This window comes from Christiangramia oceanisediminis, assembly GCF_022570735.2.
GTDB classification, from domain to species: domain Bacteria; phylum Bacteroidota; class Bacteroidia; order Flavobacteriales; family Flavobacteriaceae; genus Christiangramia; species Christiangramia oceanisediminis.
In genome coordinates, this window is sequence record NZ_JANCNS010000001.1 from 168,937 (window position 1) to 193,463 (window position 24,527).

Below are 24,527 nucleotides of genomic sequence, written 5' to 3' on the forward strand. Positions count from 1 at the left end.
CATGAGTAATCTTTTTAAACTGGCCTTAAATAAAGTTCCCAGGCCTGTTCTTATTAGAGCCAGTTACCTGGTAAGGCCGTTTTTAAAGATTTATTTAAAAGGTAACCGATATACCGATCCTATAGACGGAAAGAAATTCAGGAAGTTTCTTCCCTATGGTTATGAGAACCAAAGGGAAAATGTCCTGTCTCCATCTACCCTTTCACTGGAAAGGCATAGGCTGCTATGGCTTTATTTGAAGAATGAGACCGATCTTTTTCAAAGGAAACTAAGGCTTTTACATTTCGCGCCAGAACAGGCTTTTTATAAGCGTTTCCGGAGATTATCCAATCTGGATTATGTTACAACCGACCTTAATTCTCCGCTCGCCGATGTAAAAGCAGACATCTGTGATCTTCCTTTCGAAGATGAGAGTTTTGACTTTATTTTATGCAACCACGTTCTGGAACATATTCCAGACGATCGCAAGGCCATGGAGGAATTATACAGAATCCTAAGATCCGGAGGCATGGCCATTTTGCAAATTCCGCAAGACCTGAGCAGGGAAGAGACCTTCCAGGACGATTCGATAACCGATCCTAAAGAACGCGCACGCATTTTTGGCCAGTATGACCATGTAAGGGTCTACGGAAGGGATTATTTCGATAAATTGAGGGATGTTGGCTTTAAGGTTGAAGAAGTAGATTACACCTCTAATTTGGAAGCATCAGAAATTGACCAATATCGACTGGCAAAGGGTGAAATCATTCCTGTATGCCGAAAATGATCAATCCACGAGCTTGTTTTCGGTGCCTGGAGAAACATAGGTTTTATTTTCTCCGTTCTCATCTGAATAGATGAAATAAACCGAAATTCCCTGAACCTCTTTCAACATCTCACTGGACCTTTCAAAACCCAGGGCCATAAAGGCAGTGGCATATCCATCTGCCAGCATGCAGTTTTCAGCGATCACCGTTGCACTTAACATATTGCTTCTGGTTGCTTTTCCAGTGGATGGATTTATGGTATGAACATATTGCTGACCAGAAACCGAATCTACCCGGTATTTTCGATAATTTCCTGAAGTTGCCATCCCAACATTTTCCAGTTTGATCTTGGCTATCAAAGTACGATTCCCAGCCTGCTGGCCAGGATCATCGATACCAACTATCCAGCTCGCATCATTTTCAATATTTTTCCCTTTAGCCCTCAACTCTCCGCCGAGTTCGATCAGGAAATTATCCACGCCGTTCTGAGAAAGGTGATCTGCGATCACATCGATGGTATAACCCTTGGCGATGGCATTGAAATCGAGGTAAATTCCAGGATGTTCCTTTTCAATCGTATTGGACTGGGTTAACCTAACCTTTTCAAATCCAACCAGCTTTCTAAGCGAGTCGAGCCTGGTGCTATCTATTTCCTTCAGCTTGTCTTCTGGTCCAAAACCGTAGGCATTCACCAGGGTTCCAACTGTAGGATCAAAATAACCATTGCTTTCCTGGTAGATCTTTTCTGAAGCCTCAAAAACCTTTTTAAAATGCATGTCAACCTCTACACCGGTTTCGCCGCGATTGATGCGCGAGATATCAGATTTGGTGATGTAAGTGCTCATAGAAGCATTTATCACCTCAAAAATGCTATCCAGGGAACTTTGGAAATTGAGATCCTTATCTGAAAAATATTTGATCTGGTAGGTAGTGCCAAGTGCTTCGCCCTGGTAGATCTCTACCCCGCTCTCGGGTTTGGAGCAGGAAGCTACCAGTAAGCCCAGCACAAAGAATTTAAGTAGTCTGTTCATTTTATATTTCTTTCCAGCCTGAATAGTTTACCACGTAATCCTCGTCGCTGTCTATTGGCTTATCATAATCTGATGAATTGGCCAGCCCCACGGCAGCATAAAAAGTGCGCGCATTAAATTTTTCAGCGTGCTCTTTTATCTCTTTAAAAAAAACAGGATCGTATGCCGCAGGATCATCAGGATATTCAATGGCCCTTACGATCACAAAATGAAGTATACCGGCTTTTAAGGCAACGAACTGAGGATTCTTTTTCAATTCGGAATTCACCCCAAGAAATTCGTATCCGTTCTCTTCAAGGTCCTGGCCTACGATATTCATGGCCAGGTTGTGCAATTCCTGTCTGTTAAGTTTAGGCATACCGCAAAGATAAAAATTAGCCGGTTAAATCAATCTTCCTAAAGGCTGAACATGTTTCAACTCGATGAAAAATACCTTATAGATCCTGAAACAATCCCGACGCTTCGGGACAGGATGACGTTATCCATAAAATAAAAAATCCCGCCGAAGCGGGATTTGTATTTATTATCCTCCGAAGTCATCGAAGCGAATATTCTCTGGCGGGATTCCAAAATCCTCACCCATCTTTTGAACAGCCTTGTTCATCAATGGAGGTCCACAGAAATATAATTCGATCTCTTCTGGCTCTTCATGATGAGACAGGTAATTATCGATCACCACCTGGTGAATGAATCCAACGAAACCATCACCTTCATCATCAAGACTTGATTTTACTTTCCAGTTATCTTCTTCCATTGGCTCAGAAAGGGCCAGGTAGAATTTGAAATTCGGGAAATCTCTTTCCAGGGCTCTAAAGTGCTCAATATAGAACAACTCTCGCTTAGAACGACCACCGTACCAGTAAGTCACTTTCCTGTCGGTCTTAAGAGTTCTGAACAGGTGATACAGGTGAGATCTCATTGGCGCCATTCCGGCTCCACCACCTACGTAAAGCATCTCTGCATCGCTCTCATTGATAAAGAATTCACCGTAAGGTCCTGAGATAGTACATTTATCTCCTTTTTTCAAACTGAAAATATAAGAAGAGGCCACACCAGGATTTACATCCATCCAACCGTCTTTAGCACGATCCCATGGCGGAGTCGCGATACGAACGTTCAGCATGATCTCACGTCCTTCAGCAGGGTAGGAAGCCATAGAGTAAGCTCTCTCTACAGTTTCCGGGTTCTTCATTACCAAAGGCCAAAGTTTGAACTTATCCCACTCTGCCTGGAACTTATCAGGAGTATCGTGCTCTTCAGGGTGAGCGGTGATATCCATATCTTCGAATTTCACCTCACACTTAGGAACCTCGATCTGGATATATCCACCAGCCTTGTAATCCATATCCTCAGGAATTTCTACCACGAATTCCTTGATGAAAGATGCAACGTTATAATTTCTTACTACGGTCGCTTCCCATTTTTTAATTCCGAAAACTTCTTCAGGAATGGTGATCTTCATATCCTGCTTTACCTTCACCTGACAACCCAGTCTCCAGCCGTCTGCGATCTCTTTTCTGGTGAAATGAGGCTCTTCCGTAGGAAGAATGGCTCCACCACCTTCTTCAACGATACATTTACACTGGATACAGGTTCCACCTCCACCACAGGCAGAAGGAAGGAACAGTTTATTATCTCCAAGAGTTGAAAGCAGGGTTCCACCTGATCCAACCTCAAGGTCTTTTTCATTATTTACATTGATAGTTACCGGACCTGATGGGGTCAATTTTGCTTTGGCACCCAAAAGGATTGAAACCAATAACAAAATAAGAACTAAAAATACTACTACACTCGCTAAAATAACTGTCATAATCTTCTTTTTCGATTATAGTTTAATTCCCATAAAACTCATAAATCCTAATGCCATCAATCCGGTAATGATAAACGTGATACCAAGACCTTTCAACGGAGCAGGAACATTTGAGTATGCAATTTTTTCTCTAATGGCCGCGATAGCAAGAATGGCAAGAAACCATCCAATTCCACTTCCCAGGCCATATGTTACGGCTTCTGAAATTCCTCCGAAATCCTTTTGCTGCATGAAAAGTGAACCTCCCAGGATCGCACAGTTTACAGCGATAAGCGGAAGGAAGATACCCAAAGCACCATATAAGGCTGGAGCAAATTTTTCAACGATCATCTCAACAAGCTGTACCATAGATGCGATTACCGCGATAAACATGATAAAACTCAGGAAGCTAAGATCCACATCGGCGAATTCAGCCCCCAGCCAGTTAAGCGCACCTGGTTTTAACAGATAATTGTCCAGTAAAAAGTTGATAGGCACGGTCACGACCAATACGAAGATCACCGCAGCACCTAAACCAACAGCTGTTTTTACAGTCTTTGATACCGCCAGGTAGGAACACATTCCCAGGAAGTAGGCGAATATCATATTTTCAATGAAAATACTTCTTACAAATAGATTAACTAATTCCATTTTTTATACTTTTTTGCTGTTCAGCTATTAGTTTTCTTCGATTAGCTTACGGTTTCTTGCACGCTGCACCCAAATGATAACCCCTACTACAATAAGAGCCATTGGAGACAACAGCATAAGACCGTTGTTTTCATATCCCAGTGCATAAAGCCCGGTAGATTCGGCTAGTGTGGCTCCTTTATGACCAAGCACCTCAAAACCGAATAGTTTTCCTGATCCAAGAAGCTCTCTGAAGAACGCAACGATGATAAGGATCAAACCGTATCCGGCCGCGTTTCCTATTCCGTCAAGGAATGATTTATATACACCATTACCTAGAGCAAAGGCTTCCAAACGTCCCATTACGATACAGTTGGTAATGATAAGTCCAACGAATACCGAAAGCTGTTTACTTACATCAAAAGCGTAGGCTTTAAGTACCTCACTTACCAGGATCACGAGCGAAGCAACCACTACCAGCTGAACGATGATTCGAATACGGCTAGGGATAAGGTTACGTAACATCGATATGATCATGTTACTAAAAGCCATTACCACCATTACCGCGATCGCCATTACAATAGCTGGTTCTAACTGAACCGTAATCGCCAGGGCCGAACAGATACCAAGTACCTGAACCGTGATTGGGTTATTATCGTCTAAAGGATCTGATAGTAACTTCCTGTTCCCTTTGGAAAGAAAGTGCTCTTTTTCTTCAGAATCTGAAAGAAAAAGGATCATTTCCTGTTTCTTCTCTTCCTCTTTAGCAGAGTTGAATTTTTTCTCTTTAGCCATAATTATTTTATTGCTACTTTAATATCCTTTTGCTTCTCGAAATAAGGCAAATAACGCTTCAATCTTTCTGAGATCATATCAGAAACACCGTCTCCAGTGATCGTCGCACCAGAGATCGCATCTACTCTGTTATCGTCCTTATCTGAAACATCTATGTTTCCTTTTACCACAGATACACCAACAAGGTTTCCGTTAGAATCAAAGATCTTCTCGTCCTCGAACTTCTCTCTGAACCATTCTTTAGTGATCTCTGCACCAAGACCCGGAGTTTCTCCAAGGTGATCAAAGGTTGCTCCTTTAATGGTGTTGATATCGTCTTTTAAAGAAATATATCCGAAGATGGCATTCCAAAGTCCGTTACCTCTTAAAGGCACAATGTAATATTTTGAACCTTCAACCTCAGCAACATACAAAGGAAATACTTGTTCTGAAACATCCTTTTTAAGCTCTTTGGCAAGGTCAACCTGAAATGCATCTACATCTTCAGCTGGTGTACCATCTTCAGTTAAAGCGATCTCCTCAACGATATATTGATCGTAAAGCTCTTTCGCTCCTGCTCTATCTGTCTCGATCCCTACTGTTGCGAGAATATTTTGCATCTTTTCCTGACGAATATTCTCCTGTTGTGTAGGCTGAAGTGAAGTCGCAGCGAAAGCCAGTACAGAGGCCACTACGATCACCATGATCACGGCAAACATAAAAGTATAGCCGTTACTATTTGTTTTGTTTACTGATTTCTCTTCCATAACTAAACTGCTGTTTCTACCTGAGTATTAGCTTTTTCAAGTCTTTTCTTTCTCCTCTTAACATTCGCTTCGATCACGTAATGATCGATCGTTGGAGCAAAAACGTTCATTAGAAGGATTCCAAGCATCACACCTTCCGGATAAGCCGGGTTGAAGATACGAATCATTACTGACAGGAACCCGATCAAAAATCCGTAGATCCATTTTCCTCTTGCAGTTTGTGCTGCTGAAACCGGATCGGTTGCCATAAATACGATACCAAACGCCAGTCCTCCAACAATTAGGTGCAGGTACCAAGGGAAATTGGTTAATGCATTTCCTTCAACCCCAATCGATGGCAGTGAATTGAAAATAAGCCCCATGATGGCCGCTCCAATGAAGGCGCTCAAAATAATCCTCCAGCTTCCAACTTTTGTAAGAACCAGAATAAGAGCCCCTGCAAGAATACAGATCGCTGAAGTTTCGGCAATAGATCCAGGAATCTGTCCAGAAAACATATGCATCGCTGAATAGCCCACTTCGTTTCCTGAAGCCAGGGATCCAAGAATGGTCTCACCAGATACCGCGTCTACCTCAGCTGCATTGCTCACCCAAACCGTGTTACCAGACATATAAGTTGGATATGCGAAGAACGCAAATGCACGGGCTGTAAGAGCCGGGTTCAAAATATTCATTCCGGTACCACCAAATGCTTCCTTCCCGATAAGAACTGCAAACACTACTGAAAGTGCTACCATCCAAAGCGGAATATCAATTGGCATGATCATAGGAATCAATAATCCTGTAACCAGGTAACCTTCGTTCACCTCGTGACCTCTGAAGATCGCAAAGGCGAATTCAATCCCAAGTCCAACCGCGTAAGAAACCGCGATCATCGGGATGATCTTTAGTGCTCCATGCCAGAACGCATCGAAGAAAGGAACTCCGTCTGCATATTCAGGTAACTGGTGAAGGTACTGGTACCCGCCATTCCACATTCCGAAGATAAGTGCCGGAACAAGAGCAAGCACCACTGTGATCATTGTTCTCTTAAGGTCTACCGCATCACGAATATGCGCTCCTTTTTGAGTTGTATGATTAGGAGTAAAAAGAAATGTGTCCAGGGCATTGATGGCCGGAGCATATTTCTCTAACTTCTTACCTTTTTGAAAAGGCTGCTTAATTTTATCTAATCTTTGTCTAATCCATTCCATAGTTCGTAAGCTTTTTTAACCTATTTCGGTTATCATTAAATCTAGACCCAATCTAATCACCTCTTGAACTTCGAGTTTGGAAGTATTCACATATTCCACCAGTGCGAAATCTTCTGGCGCAACCTCGTAAATTCCAAGATTTTCCATCTTCTCGATATCTCCGGCCATACATGCTTTAATAAGCTGCATTGGGTATACATCCATTGGTAATACTTCTTCCATTTCCCCGGTCACAACCAAAGCTCTCTCCTCACCGTGCAAATTGGTAGTTGGAGTATATTTTTTGTTCGGAAACAACCATGAAAGAGAGGTCCTGGAATTAGAGTGGATATTGTTATAGGTAAATGGCAACCACCCGAACATTCTATATTTATTACCTTCTGGAATAAGGCTTAGTTCATTATCATAAAAACCAAGGTACTGCCCGTTAGACAATTTAGTTCCGGTTAGAACATTTCCAGAAATAATACGAACATCTTCAGAAACACTTCCTATGATATCCTCGATATTTGCACCAATTTGAACCTGGTAATAGTTGCGATCTTTCGCTTCGCTACCGGTAACAGCTACAGTACGCTCTGCGCGGTATTGCCCGGTAAGAAAAATATTACCAATTATCGCTACATCCTCAACGCCTACCGTCCATACACGCTCTCCCCTGTTAATTGGGTCGATCTTATGGATCTGCACCCCAACATTTCCTGCTGGATGCGGACCTTTTACATGATGAAGCTCTACACCTTTAATATCTTTCAAATATTGCGCAGACTCCTCATCTACACAAAGGTGAACTTTCCCAGGTGTTAATTTAGCAAGCGCAGTGATTCCTTCCTGGAAAGCTGCGATTTTATCTTTTACAAGAAAACCTTTACTTGCCGCAAGAGGCGCGGTAGTAACTGCAGAGATAAAGATGGCTTTTGGAGTATCTTTTGGATCGGCAACGATATCATATGGTCGCTGATTGATAAAAGCTCCACAACCGCTTTCGTAGATTCGTTCCTTTACATCTTTAACATCTGCCTTGGCAGCATCAAGCTTACCGAAATCACGATATGCAATATCTGCATCGGCTTCAATTATAACCTCAAGGATCTTTCTTTTATCTCCTCTTTTGATTTCTTTAAGAACTCCACTTACAGGTGAAGTGAATCGGATTTCATCGGTATATTTTGAATAGAAAAGTTCATCACCGGCAAGGAGTTTTGCCCCCTCCTTAACAACCATTTTTGGTACATGTGTATGAAAATCTGGCGGTTTGATCGCATAAGTTTTCGATCTCGGAGCTTTGACCAACTCTTTTTCCGCCTCCCCTTCTAATCGCAGAGTTAATCCTCTTTTAATTCGAATGTCTTTTGACATAGGATGGAGTGTATGTTAAAATTTTTAGTTTAAAGTCGTGCAAATTTATGAATTTTAAGTCCATTTATCCCAACAAATAGAAGAATTTTACATGGGTCATTTGTTAAATTAAATTGATAAAAACAGGTTAAATCTGCTAACTTTGTTCAAGATCCATATATATGAAAGCATTTCTAATATCCTTGATTTTGGGAATTACGGCAGCTTCAGGCTTTGCCCAGGTCTCCGAAACGATACCTCCCAATTTTATAAGAACGATTATTTTTGAAGGCGATATTCCCGAAAATGCAGGAAATCCAGTTATTAGACTCGGCAACCGTATTAAACTTAGCTTTGATGATATAATTGGTGATGAAGCCGATTATTATTACAGTATCGAACATTTCAATTTTGACTGGAATCCAAGCCAGCTTAGCAAAAATGAGTATCTGGATGGAATTGATAATGTGCGAATCCTCAACTTCACAAATGCCTACAACACCCTGCAACCCTATACGCATTATGAACTTACCATTCCAAACAATAATGTGCGAGCTTTAAAGGTTTCTGGTAACTATTTGTTGAGCGTTTACAACTCCAACCGTGAACTGGTTTTTTCAAGGAAATTCATGATATATGAACCCATAGCCCAGATAACTGCTGAGGTTAAACGTTCGCGCGATCTTGAGTTCATAGATGAAAAACAGGTAGTGAACTTCAGTATAAGTTCACCAGATCTGTTGCTTAAGAACCCGGAAGAGAATGTTAAGGTAATCCTCTATCAGAACTACAACCTTAAAAATGCCATCAATGACCTTAAGCCTCAGTATACTATAGGCAATGAACTCATTTACAGGTTTGATTCTGAATCTTCCTTTTGGGGAGGCAATGAATTCCTCCAATTCGACAATAAGGACCTGAGATCTACCACGGCCGATATAGCCAGCGTTGACCTAAAGGAGCTCTACCATCATTATCTTTTCCTGGACCTGTCCAGGGATGGACAGCCATACACCTATAATCCCGACATCAACGGAAATTTTGTGATCAGGAATATGCAGGCGCAGAATTCTGATATTGAAGCCGAATATGTATGGGTTCATTTCAGTTTAAAAAATTATGATCCATTATCCGGTGGTGATCTATATTTATACGGTGGATTCAACAACTTTGAACTCACCAGGGATAATAGATTAACTTACAATGAAGATACCGGCTATTATGAGTTGGCAAGATTGTTTAAGCAGGGGTATTACAATTACAGATATGTATTATTAAAACCCAATGGCCAACTGGATGAAGGATTCGTTAGCGGGAATCATGACGAAACAGAGAATGTGTATACGATTTTGACCTATTACAGAACTCCGGGAGCGCGATATGACAGGTTGATTGGAATAGGAACTGCAAATTCGATAAATATCAGGAACTAATATATAACGAGTGAAAAAAGAACGCTCTATCATGCAATACAGGGGTGAAACCTGTTTAAATTGTCACCTCCCGCTGGATCTTAGCGACCAGTATTGCCCTAATTGCGGACAACTAAATTCCACTAAAAAATTAAGCTTTAAAGATTTTTTCGAGGAATTCTTCTCTGGAGTATTTGCTTACGATTCGAGATTTCAGCGAACTTTGCGGGTTCTTTTGTTCAGGCCGGGAAAGATCTCCAAAGATTATATCAACGGTAAGCGAATGCGTTACGCGAATCCCTTCAGGTTTTATTTGAGCGCCTCCATCCTGTTCTTTTTATTATTCGGCCTCACCGTTGATCTAAACAATTCTAATCAGGCCGAAGTTGATTTTGAAGATCAGCCACCTATTTTTGCCCCTGGTTTGCCTGATGCTGAAAGGGATTCCATCAGGGAGCTGATAGAAGAAAATAGCCTGGACTCGATCAACAAAGTTTTAAGCCAGCGAGGAATGGATTCCATAAAAAGCCTTCCACTTTCAAGAATTCAGGATTCAATAGAAACGGAAGCCGATTCAATCACTGAAAACTACCTTGACAACTACGTCCCGCAAAGCGAGATAGACACCATGCACTTCTGGAATGCCAACAAGACAAGGATCGAACTCTACAGTGCCTTCCTGGACCAGACGAGAATCCGAAATTCTGAAATTGCAATAGACAGTTTAAGGCATGAGCATTCAGCATATAACCATTGGCTTTATAAAAAGGTGGTCGATTTTGACACTTTTAAAGAAGAACCCAATCTCTTCATCAATTACTTTGTAAGTAAACTCCCATTCATCATCTTTTTTTATCTGCCGGTGTTTGCTCTCTTCATTTGGCTACTATACTTAAGGCGACCGTTCAATTATATGGAACATCTCATTTTCGCCTTCCATACTCAAACCATGTTTTTCATATTGTATGGTTTGGCTATACTGGTGAAGATAATAATAGATTCTAACTGGCCGGTGACCGCTGCCAACTTTATTTTTCTGTTCTATCTCTATAAAGGAATGCGATTTTTCTACGGTCAAAATCGTGTTAAAACCATTCTAAAGTTCTTAATATTAAACCTGATATTCTTTATTTTAGCAATCATAGCAGCAATCATTTCTTTGCTCGCTTCATTTTCGATTTACTAAGATGACCCAGAAGATCACTAAAGGTATAAAGGTTTCAGTTGAAACACATTTTGAAGGCATGTTTTATAAGAATTATAAAATGCGCTATGCCTTTGGTTATAGGATAAAAATCGACAACCAAAGCAATGACAAGGTGCAGTTGGAATCAAGATTCTGGCGCATCAAGGATTCTTTAAATGAGACCGAAACAGTTTCAGGTGAGGGAGTGATTGGTAAAAAACCTGTTTTACATCCAGGAGAAAGCCATACTTACCAAAGCGGATGCCTCTTAACCGGACCTTTTGGAGCTATGAACGGTCATTATACCATGATCAATTTTAACACCTCAAAGAAATTCCAGGTAAAGATCCCCTCCTTTCAATTAAATGCGCCTTACGCCCTAAACTGAAGGTAATCCTCAACAACCTCATTATTTTTCAGGTTTTTGTACCAGAATTTAAGATCGCTTTTTGAATTATGGATCTGGCTAATACTTTGGGTTTTCAGAAATCCGCGGTCGATTATCAGGTCATGTTCCAAATTGCCTTCCCCCGCATTATGATGAAAATCGAGGATACTCTCGGGTTTATACCCCTTAGATTTTTTCAATTCCTGAAACCATTGTTCCCTAAGAGCCTTCATCTCTTCAGAATACAAAGGGGAAGATGACCAGATATGTTCCCTGAAAGGCAGTTTTTTAAACCGGTATTCCTGCCCGTCCCAAAGCAGTTCAAAAAAGGCCAGACCTTTATACCAGTCTACTATGATCATTGTAAAGGGTTCTATCCCCTCATAATTATAGCTTTTTAGATAAGGCTTAATTTTTCTGGCAGCAAGAAATTCCTTGACCACCACTCCCCGACTCTTTCGATATTCAGGTTCCCGGGCATGAGGCTTATCGGCTCCATTCATCAAACAGATACAACGCTGGAATTCGCTCACACCAATCCAGGTACCGCCGGCCTTTTCATCCATTGGATAATACATTTGTACTCCCCTGAATCTTCTTTTTTCAGGAGCAAGCGTATTGCGGCTTACGGCCTCATCTCTATTGGAAGTAAGAACAAAGCCATTAAGTGAATCTGGATGTGGAACCAGGCTTACCGTACACATAAGAAGGTTTAAATTTTAAGGAAAATTACAAAAAAAGTTAAGCTTTCGTGAAGGCCTTTGGAGTCTTCTTCAAAACCGCTTTATTTTTTTACCTTTAGCGGAATTAAAATACAATAGAAAAAAGAAAATATAAATTTTATGGGAAAAGGATTTTTTCACGTTCCGGTTGCTGTTAACGAGCCAGTTAAAAGCTATGCCCCCGGAACCCCAGAAAGAGAGGAAGTGTTACTTACGTACAAAGATCTATGGAACGCGAATACCGAAGTTCCGCTTTATATTGGGTCTGAACAGGTAAAAACTGGTGACACCAGAACCATCAATCCTCCACACGATCATAAACATGTTGCAGGGACCTATCATATTGCCCAGAAAAAGCATGTTGAAAAGGCCATTGAAGAGGCCCTGGAAGCCAGAAAAAAATGGGCTAAACTGGAATGGGAACAAAGAGCTGCGATCTTTTTAAAAGCAGCCGATCTTATCTCTGGTCCATACAGGCAAAAAATGAATGCGGCCACAATGATTGGTCAGTCTAAAAATATTTACCAGGCAGAGATCGATTCAGCCGCAGAGATCTGTGACTTTTTACGGTTTAACGTAGAATTCATGGCAGAGCTTTATAATGAGCAGCCAATTTCTTCAGATGGGAACTGGAATCGAGTGGAGTATAGACCTCTAGAAGGTTTTGTTTATGCGATCACCCCGTTCAACTTTACCGCTATTGCAGGAAACCTGCCTTCCAGCGCAGCCCTGATGGGTAACGTTACCGTATGGAAGCCTAGTGACAGCCAGATGCTTTCAGCTCAGGTACTTATGGAAGTTTTCAGGGAAGCTGGTGTTCCAGATGGTGTGATAAATATGGTGAACGGTGACCCTGAAATGGTTACCAATACCGTTCTTGCCAGCCCTGATTTTGCAGGAATCCATTTTACGGGAAGCACCGAGGTTTTCAAAGGAATCTGGGAAAAGATAGGAAAGAACATTCGAAAGTATAAGACCTACCCAAGGATCGTTGGAGAAACGGGTGGAAAGGATTTTATACTTGCTCATCCAACTGCAAACGCTAAACAGGTGGCTACGGCTATTTCCAGAGGTGCCTTTGAGTACCAGGGACAAAAGTGTAGTGCAGCTTCTAGAGTGTATCTTCCGAAGAGCCTTTGGTCTGAGATAAAGGATTTCGTAGTAGAAGATGTACAAAGTTTTAAAATAGGAAGTCCTGAAGACATGGGTAATTTCATTAATGCCGTGATCCATGAAGGTGCTTTTGATAAACTAGCCAGTTATATCGATAAGGCTAAGAAAGACAAGAACGCTGAGATCGTGGTAGGTGGAAATTATGATAAATCCAAGGGATATTTTATCGAACCTACGGTGATCCTCACTACCGATCCGCATTACACTACCATGGAAACCGAATTGTTCGGTCCGGTTGTAACCATTTACGTTTACGACGATAAGAATTTTAATGAGAAGAAATGGACAGAAATCTGTGAACTGGTAGACAACACCAGTATCTACGCATTGACAGGTGCTATTTTATCTGGTGACCGTTATGCTGCGGCCCAGGCAACAGACCTGCTGCAGAATGCTGCCGGAAATTTCTATATCAATGACAAGCCAACCGGTGCGGTTGTAGGTCAGCAGCCATTTGGTGGTGCGCGCTCAAGCGGAACCAACGATAAGGCAGGATCTAAGATGAACCTGATGAGATGGATCTCTGTTAGGTTGATCAAGGAAACTTTTGTTCCAGCAACAGATTACAGATATCCGTTCCTGGGAGAATAAGAATTAAATTTCTCAAAATTTTTAAAACCCGTCGGTTAGTCCCGACGGGTTTTTTATTTAGCTGTTTATCAGAACCATACCCTTGAACACATGATTTTTCCTACAGTTTCATCGACAAATCATGTTTTTTAACGAAAATTTAATGGATTTCGCTTATTTTGAATTACATTTATTTGCTAATTCACTACTCCCCAATATTTTAAAAGTGTCTTAGCGCGCTTAGCCCCAGTTTTTTTTAGCCCCACTATTTGACCCCTACATGACTATTGTTGTATTAAAAACCTTATATCTATGGGGAAAAAATTACTTTTTCTTTATATACTTCTTCTGTTTAGTATGATCTCGCCTTCCGGGATATATGCTCAATGCTCAGAACCTACAAGTATTAGCATCACCAATAATTCGGGAAGTTCCATCTGCGAGGATGAAACTATTAGTTTCAGCTCAAGCGTAAATCCTACCAATCCTTCTGTAGCCTATACCTACCAATGGCAGGTTCAGTTAAATGGGGGCACCTGGACCGATATTTCCGGCGCCACGAATGCCAGTTTATCGAATTATGATGCCGCCGTTGGTAATAATAAGTTCAGGTTGCGAGTAGGTTTTTGCGAAGGCACTGCTAGTTCCGGCACAAAAGATAGCCCTATATCATCGACCATTGTTGTTTACGAAAACAAAACAGGGACGGTATCCATTTCGGCGAACAAAACAAATATTTGTCCTGGTGAACAAATAAATTTCACATCCTCTCCTACTAATCATGGAGGCTCAGGTGCGACTTACGAGTGGAGGTTACTCAATGACAATAGCGTTTTAAGTAATTCAGCTTCCTTTTCATCTACTGAAATTCCTGATGGCGGCGAGGTTCAATTATTCATGACCTCTTCGGTCCCATGTGTAGATCCGTTTCAAAGTACTATTCTCACTATAACCCATAAGGATGGTATTCCTTCTCAACCTGCAACAATTTCCCTTGAGACCGAGACAGATCTCATTATTTGTCCAAATACTTCTGCTACTTTTTCAGTTACCAACGATCCCACGGCAACAAGCTATATCTGGAATCTGCCATCTGGCTGGACGGGCACGAGTTCAACTAACTCAATCAACATTACAACGGGCTCTGCCAGTGCATCTGTCCAAACCATTTCTGTAAAAGCTGTGAATGAATGTGGGGAAAGCACAATTCAAACTCTTGATGTCACTGTTGGACCAGGAAAACCTGCAACTCCTTCTGAAATTCAGCTTTCAGATGAGGACAATGACGGGATCATTTGTCCGGGAGAATTAATTACTCTTTCAGTTACTAATGATCCGGAGGTTAATGAATACATTTGGACACTCCCTTCCGGATGGTCTGGTTCCAGTACGACAAATTCCATAGATATCAGTGATATTGAATTCGGAGAAGACGGCACGGTTTCAGTTATTTCCACAAATGATTGTCTTTCAAGTGAGCCGCGTACTTTAAACTTAAATGTAAATACTCCTGTTCCTGGTGAGCCCGACGAAATAACGGGTACCGACTTGGTTTGCCCAGGTGTAAATGCCGATTATGGTATTTCCAGCGTTGATTATGCAGATAGTTATGTATGGATTCTTGATGACAATATAATAGAAGGAATATCAGGAACGAGCTATACTTTTAATTCCATGGTTATTGGAGACCATAAACTTGAAGTTAGGGCTGTTAATGAATGCGGAGAAGGTCCAATAGTATCAAAAATCATCGAAGTGGATGATGGCGCGCCAGATCCGGTTGAAATAATAAATTCCCTTGGAGAAAATGCATTTTGCGAAGGAGCCACTGGACTGGAGTTTTCAGTAACCGAAGATGCCAGGGTTGGGACATACTCCTGGATCGTTCCAGCCGGATGGACCATTACAACCAATAGTGGTAGTTCCATTACTGTAACCGCGGGCTCCTTTGGTCAGGACGGTACTATTTCAGTAACCGCCACTTCCGACGAAGGTTGTGGAGAGGTAAGCGACAACTTCGCGGTTTCGATAAAAGATCCGGTTCCGATTCAACCCGGAGTGATTTCCGGACCATCCGAGGTATGTATGGGTAGCACCAACACCTTTACGGTGGCTGCGGTAAATTACGCAACGAGTTATGAATGGACGTTATCTGACGGTAGTATTGAAACCACCACCGGACCCAGTGTGGATTTCCCTATTAATTCTGCTGGAGATATAACGCTGAATGTCAAGGCTATCAATGAGTGCGGTGACAGTCCAGCTTCCGAAAATTTTAATATTGAATCCTTCAATGGAGCTCCAGTTAAGCCCGGACCCATTACAAGTTCCCTGGCAAGTCCAAATGTTTGTCCTCCTATAAATAATGTTACGTTTAGTGTTCCTGAGGTACCAAATACTTTGGATTATACCTGGAATGTTCCAAGTGGCTGGGATATTATAAATGGGGAAGGCACAAACAGTATTAGTGTGAATATTAATGCTAGTGTTTCCTTAGACAGCGGTAACATTACCGTCCAGGCGAATAACGCCTGTGGGGGAAGCACTGCTTCAGATGCTTATACTATCAACCTTGGAGAATACGTTGTGGCCGATCTGGGCCCTGATAAGACTGTATGTGAAGTATCCACACCATTATCATTTACAGCTAATGTTTCTTTTAATGGTAAGTCTTTAAAAATAAATAATTTATATACACCGGATGGCACTGGTACTTTACCAGCCCCACCTAATGGAAAAGTCAATAACTTTTCTTTTACATATACACCAGTTGCAGCCGATTTCGCCAAGGAGTATATATCTATACGTATTAGAACAGAAGAACCTAATGGGGATTGTGAGTCTCCAGAAACTGAAGATTATAACGATGAGGTAAGAATTTATTTCCTTGACAATCCTACGGCAAGTTTTACAGGCACCGATACAGAAATTTGTTATAATACAGGTGCTTCTTTAGATATAAGCGGCACACCAAATACGACCCTTACCTATTCAAATGGTACCGCTACTTCAACCCTTAATCTGGATGCGTCTGGATCTGCAACGATTAATACAGGCAACCTCACGGAAACCACGACTTATACGCTTCAGTCTATAGCTTACACCAACGGTCCTGGATGCCAGCAAACACTCTCCGCTAGCTCAAGCGTTACTGTGAATCCAGTTCCATCTGCAGTATTAAGTTATGACGATGCTCCTTTCTGTAATTCAAATAACGGCACCTATATGCCAACTCTTTCAGAGACTGTAGGAATTATTGAGGGAGGAACCTATTCTGCTTCCGGAATCACAGTAAATGCTACCGACGGTTCATTTTCACCCGCTGGAGTTGCAGCAGGAACCTATACCATTACCTATAATTTTGATGATCCGCTTGGCTGTGGCTACGAACCCATCACCACTGATATTACCATTTATGAATCGGTTGAAATTACCACCCAACCTGTTGAAAGCCGGGTTTGCGAGGGAGATGCGATAAATCTTTCAGTGGCCGCAACTGGTGACGGACTCAGTTACCAATGGTATAAAGGTTCAGGCACGGGATCAGAAATTAGCGGCGCTACTTCTGCCAATTTTAATATTCCCGGGGCAACAATTGACGATGAAGCCATTTACTACGTAATAGTAAGAGGAACAGCTCCATGTACAGAACTGAAATCTGATGAAATCCAGGTGCTCGTGGATGAAGAGATCGAAATTACCGAACTTGCCACAGACGCTCCCGATAATGAGATTTGTGAGGGAGGTTCAGTTATTTTTTCTGTGACAGCCGCTGCTGGTGACGAAGTATTAACATATCAGTGGTACGACAATAACGGAGAACCTATTTCAGGAGCAACCGCCAGTACTTATAAATTGACTGGTGCCAGCCTTGAAAACAGCGGTGACTATTATGTAGAGATTGGAGGCAGCACAGATTATACCTGTACCACTGTAACTTCAGAAAATATATCTTTAATTATTAATGAAACTCCTAATGCTGATATTTCCTATACCGGACCTTACTGTAGTTCAGATTCAGGATTAAAAAGCGTTAGTTTCAGCGGAACTGCCGGGAATTATACTGGAGGTAGCTTCTCCTTTTCAGTGGAGAGCGGTGGCAGCAACCTTGCCATTGATAGTACTACCGGCGATATCAACCCTTCTGCCAGTGATCCTGGTGTATATTTTATAAGTTACACCATTCCGGCCTCAGGAGGATGTTCCGAGGTTATAGAAACCACCCAGGTTACCATTACTGAAGCACCTACTGCAACTATTGCCTTTACCGATGATGTAACAGAATTCTGTAATGATGATACTCAGGGTACTTTAACACCAAACCTTGCAGGAAGTGGAAATTATACCGGAGGTTCATTTGCAGGAGTTCCGGGAATTGTTTCAGGTACGGGAGAAATTAACTTTGAAGGGCTTGCAGCTGGCAATTATACGATCACCTATACCATTCCACCTTCAGAAGGTTGTTCAGATAATGTTGCCACCCTGGATATTACTGTTTACGAAAGTGTGAAGATCACTTCTGAACCTTTTCCGGTGGCCGTTTGTTCAGCGAATAATACTCAGCTGGAAGTAGCGGCTACAGGTGCAAACCTGAGCTACCAATGGTTTAAGGACGGAAACCTAATTAGCGGAGCTACTTCAGCTATTTATCAGATCAATTCGGCTTCAGTGACCGAGGATGATGGTAATTATTATGTAGAAGTAAGTGGTGAAAATGCCTGTAAGACGGTAACCTCTGAAACTGTTACCGTTACGGTAGATGAAAATATCATAATAGATACTCAACCTCAGCCACAGGATATTTGTATTGGCGGGGAAATAAATTTATCGGTTGCTGCGACTGCTTCCGGAGGTGATCCTATCTATCAGTGGCGAAAAGACGGAGTTGATATTAGCGGTGCTAACTCAGCTACTCTTAGCATCTCTAATGCCCAACTTTCAGATTCCGGGGAATATGATGTGGTTATTGATGGCCCAGATGGTTATGCCTGCGACCTGGGATATTCTGAAAAAATACTCGTCACTGTTAATGAAGCAGCCACAGTAGAAGCAGGGGAACCTATTAATGCCTGTTCTACTGACGGAACCGTTGCTATTGGGTCCGATGCCTCTGCTACAAATTATTCTTCACTGGTATGGACAAGCTCCGGAACAGGAACTTTTGAAGACGCCAATGCTTTAATTACAAACTATATACCCGGTACAGGTGAAACCGGAGAGGTTACCCTTACATTGACCGTTCAGGGGAATGCAGGCTGTTCTGAGGTTTCAGACGCTGTGACCGTGAATATTAGCAACTTCCCAGTGATCAATTCTTTTGCCTATTCCACCACAGAATTCTGTGTTTCAATAGATACACCTCAGCCTCCATCTCTGGATCTTTCCAATGCCACAGTTGGTGATGGTATTTTCAGCTATACAGGAGAAACCGGTAATACGCTAGATCTAAATACAGAAACCGGAGACATTAATCCGTCCAGCAGTACGCCGGGAACATATATGGTTACCTTTGAAATACCTTCAGATGGAATTTGCGAAGCTGTTTCGGAAAGCGTGGAAGTAGTAATTGGTGACCTGCCAGTGGCAGATTTCACTTATTTGCAAAATGCAGTTTGTAGAGATACACGTGAAACTAATCCTACGCTTCCTATTGATGAAACCGCGCTTCCACATACCGATGCTGATACTTTCAGCAGTACTCCGGGACTTGTTTTCGTAGATGCTGCAACCGGAGAAATCGACATCACCAGTTCTACACCCGGAAATTATACAATTACTAGAACCGTAGACTACACAGGAGACGGTGAAGATGGTTGTGAGCCTGTCACTGCAACATTTGACATCCAGATATTTGACAAACCAATCCCTGATTTCTCTTACGCTACCGGTGGCGAATTTTGTTCAGACGAAAGCGACCCTTCTCCACTTATGGCTGAAGGAGCAGTGACTGGAACTTTTACCTTTACTTCTGCAGAATCGGCCAATCTTATTATAGACGCAACTACAGGGGTTATTGATCTTGACGGTAGCGATCCAGGCACTTATACAATCCGGAATACTGTAGACTTAGAAACCGATGCCTGTGAAGAAGTATTCTTTGATTTTGAGATCACTATTTTCGAGAAGAAAGATCCAACTTTCAGTTATACCTCTACAGCATATTGTATCAGTGATGGAATAGCACTGGTTGACGACACCACACTAGCAACGGGCGGCTCTTTTCAAGCAGCCTCTTTAGGAGACCACTTAAATCCCAATACTGGAGAAATCAACTGGGAACTTACGGATACTGACCTCATTGGAAATCATACGATCAGTTATACTATTCCAGCGAACGGTGTATGCGCGGAAGTCTCTGCTACATTCCAAATCACAATTGATGCTTTACCAGAGGGTGGAAAAGCCTTTTGGACCAAAAACAACGAAAGAATATTCTTGACTTGCGTCAATCCGGTTTCAGGATATGCAAGTGACCTTCAATTGAATGAGTATACCGGACAAATTTCACACTGGGAATATCGAGGCTCCTCTGCTACTAACTGGACCAAAATCGAAATTACAGAACCAATCCTCCCAGCTGAACAGGTAGAAGCAGCTGTTTCTCCGGGTGATGAAACTACCGTTTTCCGGGCTGTTCTAATAAATAATAGCTGTAATGGTGGCGTATATTCTCAAACCGCAATGGTAAGCGTAATTCCAGCAGATATTAAACCAACTCCAGTAGAGGTAGATAAAGAGGTAATTTGCATTGGAGACGAGATCACCTTAAGTTCTCAAACTGGATACAGTTCAACAGGTGAAAAATTTGAAGGCGGACAATTCACTGAGTCAGGAATTAAAAATAAGGGGTGGGACTTTACTCAGCCAGACGGAACGGTAAATGATTATGATGCAGCTGCAAACAACGGGAGAGCAGATCACTGGCTCAAAATGAATGCCAGTGGAGGAGAAGATGGAAAAGTATATACCGGAACTTTACCTACGGGTGATACTGGTACAACAATTAGATGGACTTCAGAATTAGGTGTTAATGAAAAATTCGCTTTAGTTACAGGGGATAATGACTCTTATATGGAAACTCCGGTTTTTTCACTTAATGGAATGGATGAGGCTGTATTTACCTGGGACCAGGGTTACAACCTTACTGAGGGAGCGACGATAACCGTAGAAATTTCAACCGATGGAGGCAATTCTTATAATACTGTACTTTACACTCATACCGGTGACGGTACCGTAGAAGGAGGTAGCAGTGGGAACTATACTGATTTTGGTGGAGGAACACCAGCAACGAGACCAAAAAACAAAATGGTAATTGACCTTGGCGCTTATTTAGGGCAACAGAACCTAAGAGTCCGTTTTAATTATAATGGAGCTAAAGATGGAGATGTTTGGGCAGTTGATAATATAAAAGTACCAGAAGGACCGCAGGATGTAATTCTACAATGGTATTATGATGAAGACCTTAGCGACCCTGATAATGAATTGGAAACCATAGGTGTAGAAAATCAGGGCACGGTTACTTTCACTCCTAGAAAAATTGGCTGGAATGATTTTGAAGTACAGACCAGGCTAATTTTAGATAGTAATGGTGATCAGTGCCAGAGTATAGATAATTTTAAAACTATACGTGTTTGGGCATTCGACAGGTATGAAACGAATGTAGAAGCGATCGTGGGGGCGTGTGGCGCTAATAGCGTAACTCTTAACGCAACTGTATTTGCTGAATACCAAGATACAGATATTACCACATACCCTACTGCGGATGGCTATGTAGGCAGCTGGCAGGTTGAAACGACTGATGGAACCATCGTCAATGACGGATTTACATTGTCTAATCAGGATCCCGACGACACAGAGACCGATCCTTTAGAAAATCCAAATGCGATTTTCACTGCGGAAGACCTTGGAAATTATGTTTTCAAATGGATCCTAACACCTACTGATGTAGATGAAACTGGAGAATTGATCGATAATTCAGGATGTCCTCCTTTGGAAAATCCAGTTGATGTTACTCTTATCGATTGTACAACCCTGGATTTTGATGGAGACGATGATTATATAGACCTTGGCAATAATTATAATGGGAATTTCTTTATTGAAGCATGGATAAGACCCTTTGACAGACCTATTGATGGTGGGGGTACTACAGAGGCCAACACGGGAGTAATTTTTAGTAGTGCTGGCTTTGAAATAACAATGGAACAACTATCATCTAAGATTGATAAAAATGGCAGATGGTACCATATTGCGGTTTCCAGCGGAGGAAATTTATGGATTGACGGAGTAGCCTCGGGTAGTATTAGCACGAATGGTTCCGGCATAAACAACACTAGTATTGGGGCACGTTATAATGCCAATACGAAAACTACATCTAACCATTTTTCAGGATGGATCGACGAATTGAGGATCTGGAAAAACGCCCCTAATGAGCAGGAAATCAGGTTTATGATGAACCAGAGGATAAAACTGGTGGAAGGTGCTGGAGATGCGACTCCAATTGAAGGTGAAATAGTTCCTAATAGAACTGTCGCTGGAAGCTATCTTACTAATGGTGGAAATAACATGTATTTCACAGGATATTCAGGAAATTCTGAAGATCTGATCCCATTCTATGACCAAACCTGGGGCGACCTGGAAGGATATTACAGGTTGATTTCAGATAATCCTGATCCTGATAATTTAACCGAATGTGCCACTTTCCTAGATAATCTGAAACCGGTGAATGGTTATACTCCAGATCATTCGATCGATAAGGTTCCAGGGCGTTTAGTCAACATTACTACAGATCAGCAGAATACCTCACCTACCCCCTATTGTTCAGGAGATGATGGAGACTGGGCGGTGGTGAATACATGGGCCCGTCCTGATGTTTGGGATTACCCAAATAGCACTTCTGGCGGAGAAGCAATTGAATGGAACATTGCGAGGATAAACCATAATATTGATTCGGGGGACAAAGATATTACCATGTTAGGTGTCTTATCTGAAACTGTAGATAAACTATTAAATATTGAAAGTGATCATTTTATAAGAATATCCCACTATTTATTACTTGACGGAAATATGGATCTGGTAAGCGAATCGCAACTACTCCAGGATCATGGGAGTATTTTAGCTGAACAAAGTAAAGGTTGGCTACAGCGAGATCAACAGGGAAGAATGAGTAGTTATAATTATAATTACTGGTCAAGTCCGGTAAGTGATCAAAGCACCACACCTAATAATGCTCCATATTCAATTGGGCAGGTCTTACTGGATGGAACAGATCCAAACACCCCTAAAAACATTAATTTTCAGTCTGCCTACCATGCTGCAGACCATGGTGGTCCAACAAATCCAATTACCTTAAGCACTTACTGGATGTGGAAATTCGCCAGGGGAAGGGCAGATGATTATAGCGACTGGAGGCATGTGGATAATACTGGCACCATGCAGACCGGAGAAGGATATACCATGAAAGGCACCTCAGGACCAGCTGGATTAGATGATGAACAAAACTATATTTTTGAGGGAAAACCACATAATGGTATTATTCAGTTTACAATTGGAGAGGATGAAAATTATCTACTTGGTAATCCATATCCTTCTGCCTTGGATTCCCAGGAATTTATCCGTGATAATTTAAAAGATGTTGCTGGAGGACGTAATAGCGAGAATGTATTTAATGGAAGCCTGTATTTCTGGGATCATTTTGGAGGACAGACTCATATTCTCGAAGAGTATGAAGGAAGTTATTCAGTATTAAATCTAAGCGGTGGTCTGCCGGGCGCCACATTAGACCCAAGGGTCAATGATGAGGCAGATATGATTGGTGCAAGAGCACCGGAAAGATTTATTCCGGTTGGCCAAGGTTTCTTCTTGCTAACCAATGAAGAACAGGTAGGTGAAGGTCCCGTTACGGATGGGGGTACCCTTATATTTAAAAATTCACAGAGAAGTTGGGCCAGGGAAGCAGATGGCTCCTCACTCTTCTTAAAGCCTGAATATCCAACCAAAGAACAAAAAACTGCACGGAAGGATGAAAGAACGAAAATTAGATTACGATTCAAATCACCCAAAGGTTATAGAAGGCAAATACTTGTAACCAGAGATGAAAATACTACTAGCGACTTTGATATTGGATATGACGCTCCGTTAGTAGATAATAACCTTGAAGACATGTACTGGTTAATCGAGGATAAAAAATATGTTATACAAGCGGTTCCTGATTTCGACAAGAAAAGAGTCTTACCTGTTGGAATTAAATTAGATCAGGATGGCGAGTTTACATTTAAAATAGATAGCGTTCAAAACTGGCCTGATGGAAAGGAGCTATATCTCAAGGATAAGGAAAAAGACAGTGTACACGATATCCTCGCCGGTCCTTATGTTTCTACGGCTGAAAAAGGTACTATACATGACCGGTTTGAACTTGTTTTTGAAAAAGTAGTTGACGAAATAGAGCCTGAGGTTCCAATCGACCCGATTGTGGATAAACCTGGAGAAGATCCAGATGATCTGCCTGAAATTGAAGGCTTGGTTGGTATCAGCTATAGCACATTCCGACATGAGGTTAAGATTGCCAATTATGATCTTTTAGATATTCAAAAAGTGATCATTTATAATTTGAATGGTCAGCTTATCCAGGAATTTGAAGGCTTACCAACTCAGAAAGAGATCAATCTAGGAATGAGACCGGTACGAACAGGAGTATATATCGTCAAGGCGATCTGCGAAAACGGTGTTTGTAATAAAAAGATTATAGTTAGATAAATCACCAGAAGGAATAATCTTACAATAATGGGTTATTTTATTGATACCTAACCGCT

15 protein-coding genes are annotated in these 24,527 nt (G+C 41.6%); 6 read left to right on the plus strand and 9 right to left on the minus strand.

Annotated features, from left to right (window positions below; translation table 11 throughout):
* Position 1 precedes the first annotated feature (1 nt).
* Positions 2 to 766 carry a class I SAM-dependent methyltransferase gene (locus MKO06_RS00850; protein ID WP_241550446.1) on the plus strand — a complete coding sequence of 255 codons (765 nt, stop codon included), beginning with the start codon at positions 2 to 4 and terminating at the stop codon, positions 764 to 766.
* Here the strand turns inward: MKO06_RS00850 and MKO06_RS00855 are convergent, their stop codons facing one another.
* From MKO06_RS00855 to MKO06_RS00890, 8 genes are all read right to left on the minus strand, one after another.
* Positions 767 to 1,777 carry an FAD:protein FMN transferase gene (locus MKO06_RS00855; protein ID WP_241550447.1) on the minus strand — a complete coding sequence of 337 codons (1,011 nt, stop codon included), beginning with the start codon at positions 1,775 to 1,777 and terminating at the stop codon, positions 767 to 769.
* A gap of 1 nt (position 1,778) precedes the next feature.
* Positions 1,779 to 2,135, minus strand: a complete 357-nt coding sequence (locus MKO06_RS00860; protein ID WP_241550448.1) for a Na(+)-translocating NADH-quinone reductase subunit F — start codon at positions 2,133 to 2,135, stop codon at positions 1,779 to 1,781.
* 165 nt (positions 2,136 to 2,300) lie between these two features.
* Positions 2,301 to 3,587, minus strand: a complete 1,287-nt coding sequence (gene nqrF, locus MKO06_RS00865; protein ID WP_241550449.1) for an NADH:ubiquinone reductase (Na(+)-transporting) subunit F — start codon at positions 3,585 to 3,587, stop codon at positions 2,301 to 2,303.
* 15 nt (positions 3,588 to 3,602) lie between these two features.
* Positions 3,603 to 4,217, minus strand: a complete 615-nt coding sequence (gene nqrE, locus MKO06_RS00870; protein WP_241550450.1) for an NADH:ubiquinone reductase (Na(+)-transporting) subunit E — start codon at positions 4,215 to 4,217, stop codon at positions 3,603 to 3,605.
* A 27-nt stretch (positions 4,218 to 4,244) separates the two neighbouring features.
* Entirely contained in the window at positions 4,245 to 4,991 is a 747-nt protein-coding gene (locus MKO06_RS00875) for an NADH:ubiquinone reductase (Na(+)-transporting) subunit D (protein WP_241550451.1), read from the minus strand.
* A 2-nt stretch (positions 4,992 to 4,993) separates the two neighbouring features.
* Positions 4,994 to 5,737: a Na(+)-translocating NADH-quinone reductase subunit C gene (locus MKO06_RS00880; protein WP_241550452.1), complete on the minus strand. Its 744-nt coding sequence runs from the start codon at positions 5,735 to 5,737 to the stop codon at positions 4,994 to 4,996.
* Between the two features lie 2 nt (positions 5,738 to 5,739).
* Positions 5,740 to 6,930, minus strand: a complete 1,191-nt coding sequence (locus MKO06_RS00885) for an NADH:ubiquinone reductase (Na(+)-transporting) subunit B (protein ID WP_241550453.1) — start codon at positions 6,928 to 6,930, stop codon at positions 5,740 to 5,742.
* Positions 6,931 to 6,945: 15 nt separating this feature from the next.
* Entirely contained in the window at positions 6,946 to 8,289 is a 1,344-nt protein-coding gene (locus tag MKO06_RS00890; RefSeq protein ID WP_241550454.1) for a Na(+)-translocating NADH-quinone reductase subunit A, read from the minus strand.
* Positions 8,290 to 8,450: 161 nt separating this feature from the next.
* Between MKO06_RS00890 and MKO06_RS00895 the strand changes: the two genes are divergently transcribed.
* Genes MKO06_RS00895 through apaG form a run of 3 tightly spaced genes read left to right on the plus strand, consistent with a single transcriptional unit; the run spans position 8,451 to position 11,254 of the window.
* On the plus strand, positions 8,451 to 9,701 hold the full coding sequence (locus MKO06_RS00895) for a type IX secretion system plug protein (RefSeq protein ID WP_241550455.1): 1,251 nt from the start codon (positions 8,451 to 8,453) through the stop codon (positions 9,699 to 9,701).
* Positions 9,702 to 9,711: 10 nt separating this feature from the next.
* On the plus strand, positions 9,712 to 10,866 hold the full coding sequence (locus MKO06_RS00900) for a DUF3667 domain-containing protein (RefSeq protein WP_241550456.1): 1,155 nt from the start codon (positions 9,712 to 9,714) through the stop codon (positions 10,864 to 10,866).
* A 1-nt stretch (position 10,867) separates the two neighbouring features.
* Complete coding sequence (gene apaG, locus MKO06_RS00905) at positions 10,868 to 11,254, plus strand: Co2+/Mg2+ efflux protein ApaG (RefSeq protein ID WP_241550457.1); 387 nt, start codon at positions 10,868 to 10,870, stop codon at positions 11,252 to 11,254.
* On the opposite strand, the gene MKO06_RS00910 is transcribed toward apaG, so the two are convergent.
* The gene (locus tag MKO06_RS00910) at positions 11,239 to 11,958 is read right to left on the minus strand and encodes an NRDE family protein (protein WP_241550458.1); all 720 of its coding nucleotides are present in this window, start codon (positions 11,956 to 11,958) and stop codon (positions 11,239 to 11,241) included. The two genes, apaG and MKO06_RS00910, sit on opposite strands and share 16 nt — an antisense overlap.
* 138 nt (positions 11,959 to 12,096) lie before the next feature.
* Here MKO06_RS00910 and pruA point away from each other — a divergent pair, with 138 nt between their 5' ends.
* Entirely contained in the window at positions 12,097 to 13,740 is a 1,644-nt protein-coding gene (gene pruA / locus MKO06_RS00915; protein WP_241550459.1) for an L-glutamate gamma-semialdehyde dehydrogenase, read from the plus strand.
* Between the two features lie 291 nt (positions 13,741 to 14,031).
* On the plus strand, positions 14,032 to 24,471 hold the full coding sequence (locus tag MKO06_RS00920) for an Ig-like domain-containing protein (RefSeq protein ID WP_241550460.1): 10,440 nt from the start codon (positions 14,032 to 14,034) through the stop codon (positions 24,469 to 24,471).
* The last annotated feature ends 56 nt before the right edge of the window (positions 24,472 to 24,527 follow it).

Coding starts and splice junctions, on each gene's coding strand:
- pruA (WP_241550459.1), top strand. CDS start 12,097: ATGGGAAAAGGATTTTTTCACGTTCCGGTTGCTGTTAACGAGCCAGTT.
- nqrE (WP_241550450.1), bottom strand. CDS start 4,217: ATGGAATTAGTTAATCTATTTGTAAGAAGTATTTTCATTGAAAATATG.
- MKO06_RS00875 (WP_241550451.1), bottom strand. CDS start 4,991: ATGGCTAAAGAGAAAAAATTCAACTCTGCTAAAGAGGAAGAGAAGAAA.
- MKO06_RS00910 (WP_241550458.1), bottom strand. CDS start 11,958: ATGTGTACGGTAAGCCTGGTTCCACATCCAGATTCACTTAATGGCTTT.
- MKO06_RS00850 (WP_241550446.1), top strand. CDS start 2: ATGAGTAATCTTTTTAAACTGGCCTTAAATAAAGTTCCCAGGCCTGTT.
- nqrF (WP_241550449.1), bottom strand. CDS start 3,587: ATGACAGTTATTTTAGCGAGTGTAGTAGTATTTTTAGTTCTTATTTTG.
- apaG (WP_241550457.1), top strand. CDS start 10,868: ATGACCCAGAAGATCACTAAAGGTATAAAGGTTTCAGTTGAAACACAT.
- MKO06_RS00890 (WP_241550454.1), bottom strand. CDS start 8,289: ATGTCAAAAGACATTCGAATTAAAAGAGGATTAACTCTGCGATTAGAA.
- MKO06_RS00880 (WP_241550452.1), bottom strand. CDS start 5,737: ATGGAAGAGAAATCAGTAAACAAAACAAATAGTAACGGCTATACTTTT.
- MKO06_RS00855 (WP_241550447.1), bottom strand. CDS start 1,777: ATGAACAGACTACTTAAATTCTTTGTGCTGGGCTTACTGGTAGCTTCC.
- MKO06_RS00860 (WP_241550448.1), bottom strand. CDS start 2,135: ATGCCTAAACTTAACAGACAGGAATTGCACAACCTGGCCATGAATATC.
- MKO06_RS00920 (WP_241550460.1), top strand. CDS start 14,032: ATGGGGAAAAAATTACTTTTTCTTTATATACTTCTTCTGTTTAGTATG.
- MKO06_RS00895 (WP_241550455.1), top strand. CDS start 8,451: ATGAAAGCATTTCTAATATCCTTGATTTTGGGAATTACGGCAGCTTCA.
- MKO06_RS00885 (WP_241550453.1), bottom strand. CDS start 6,930: ATGGAATGGATTAGACAAAGATTAGATAAAATTAAGCAGCCTTTTCAA.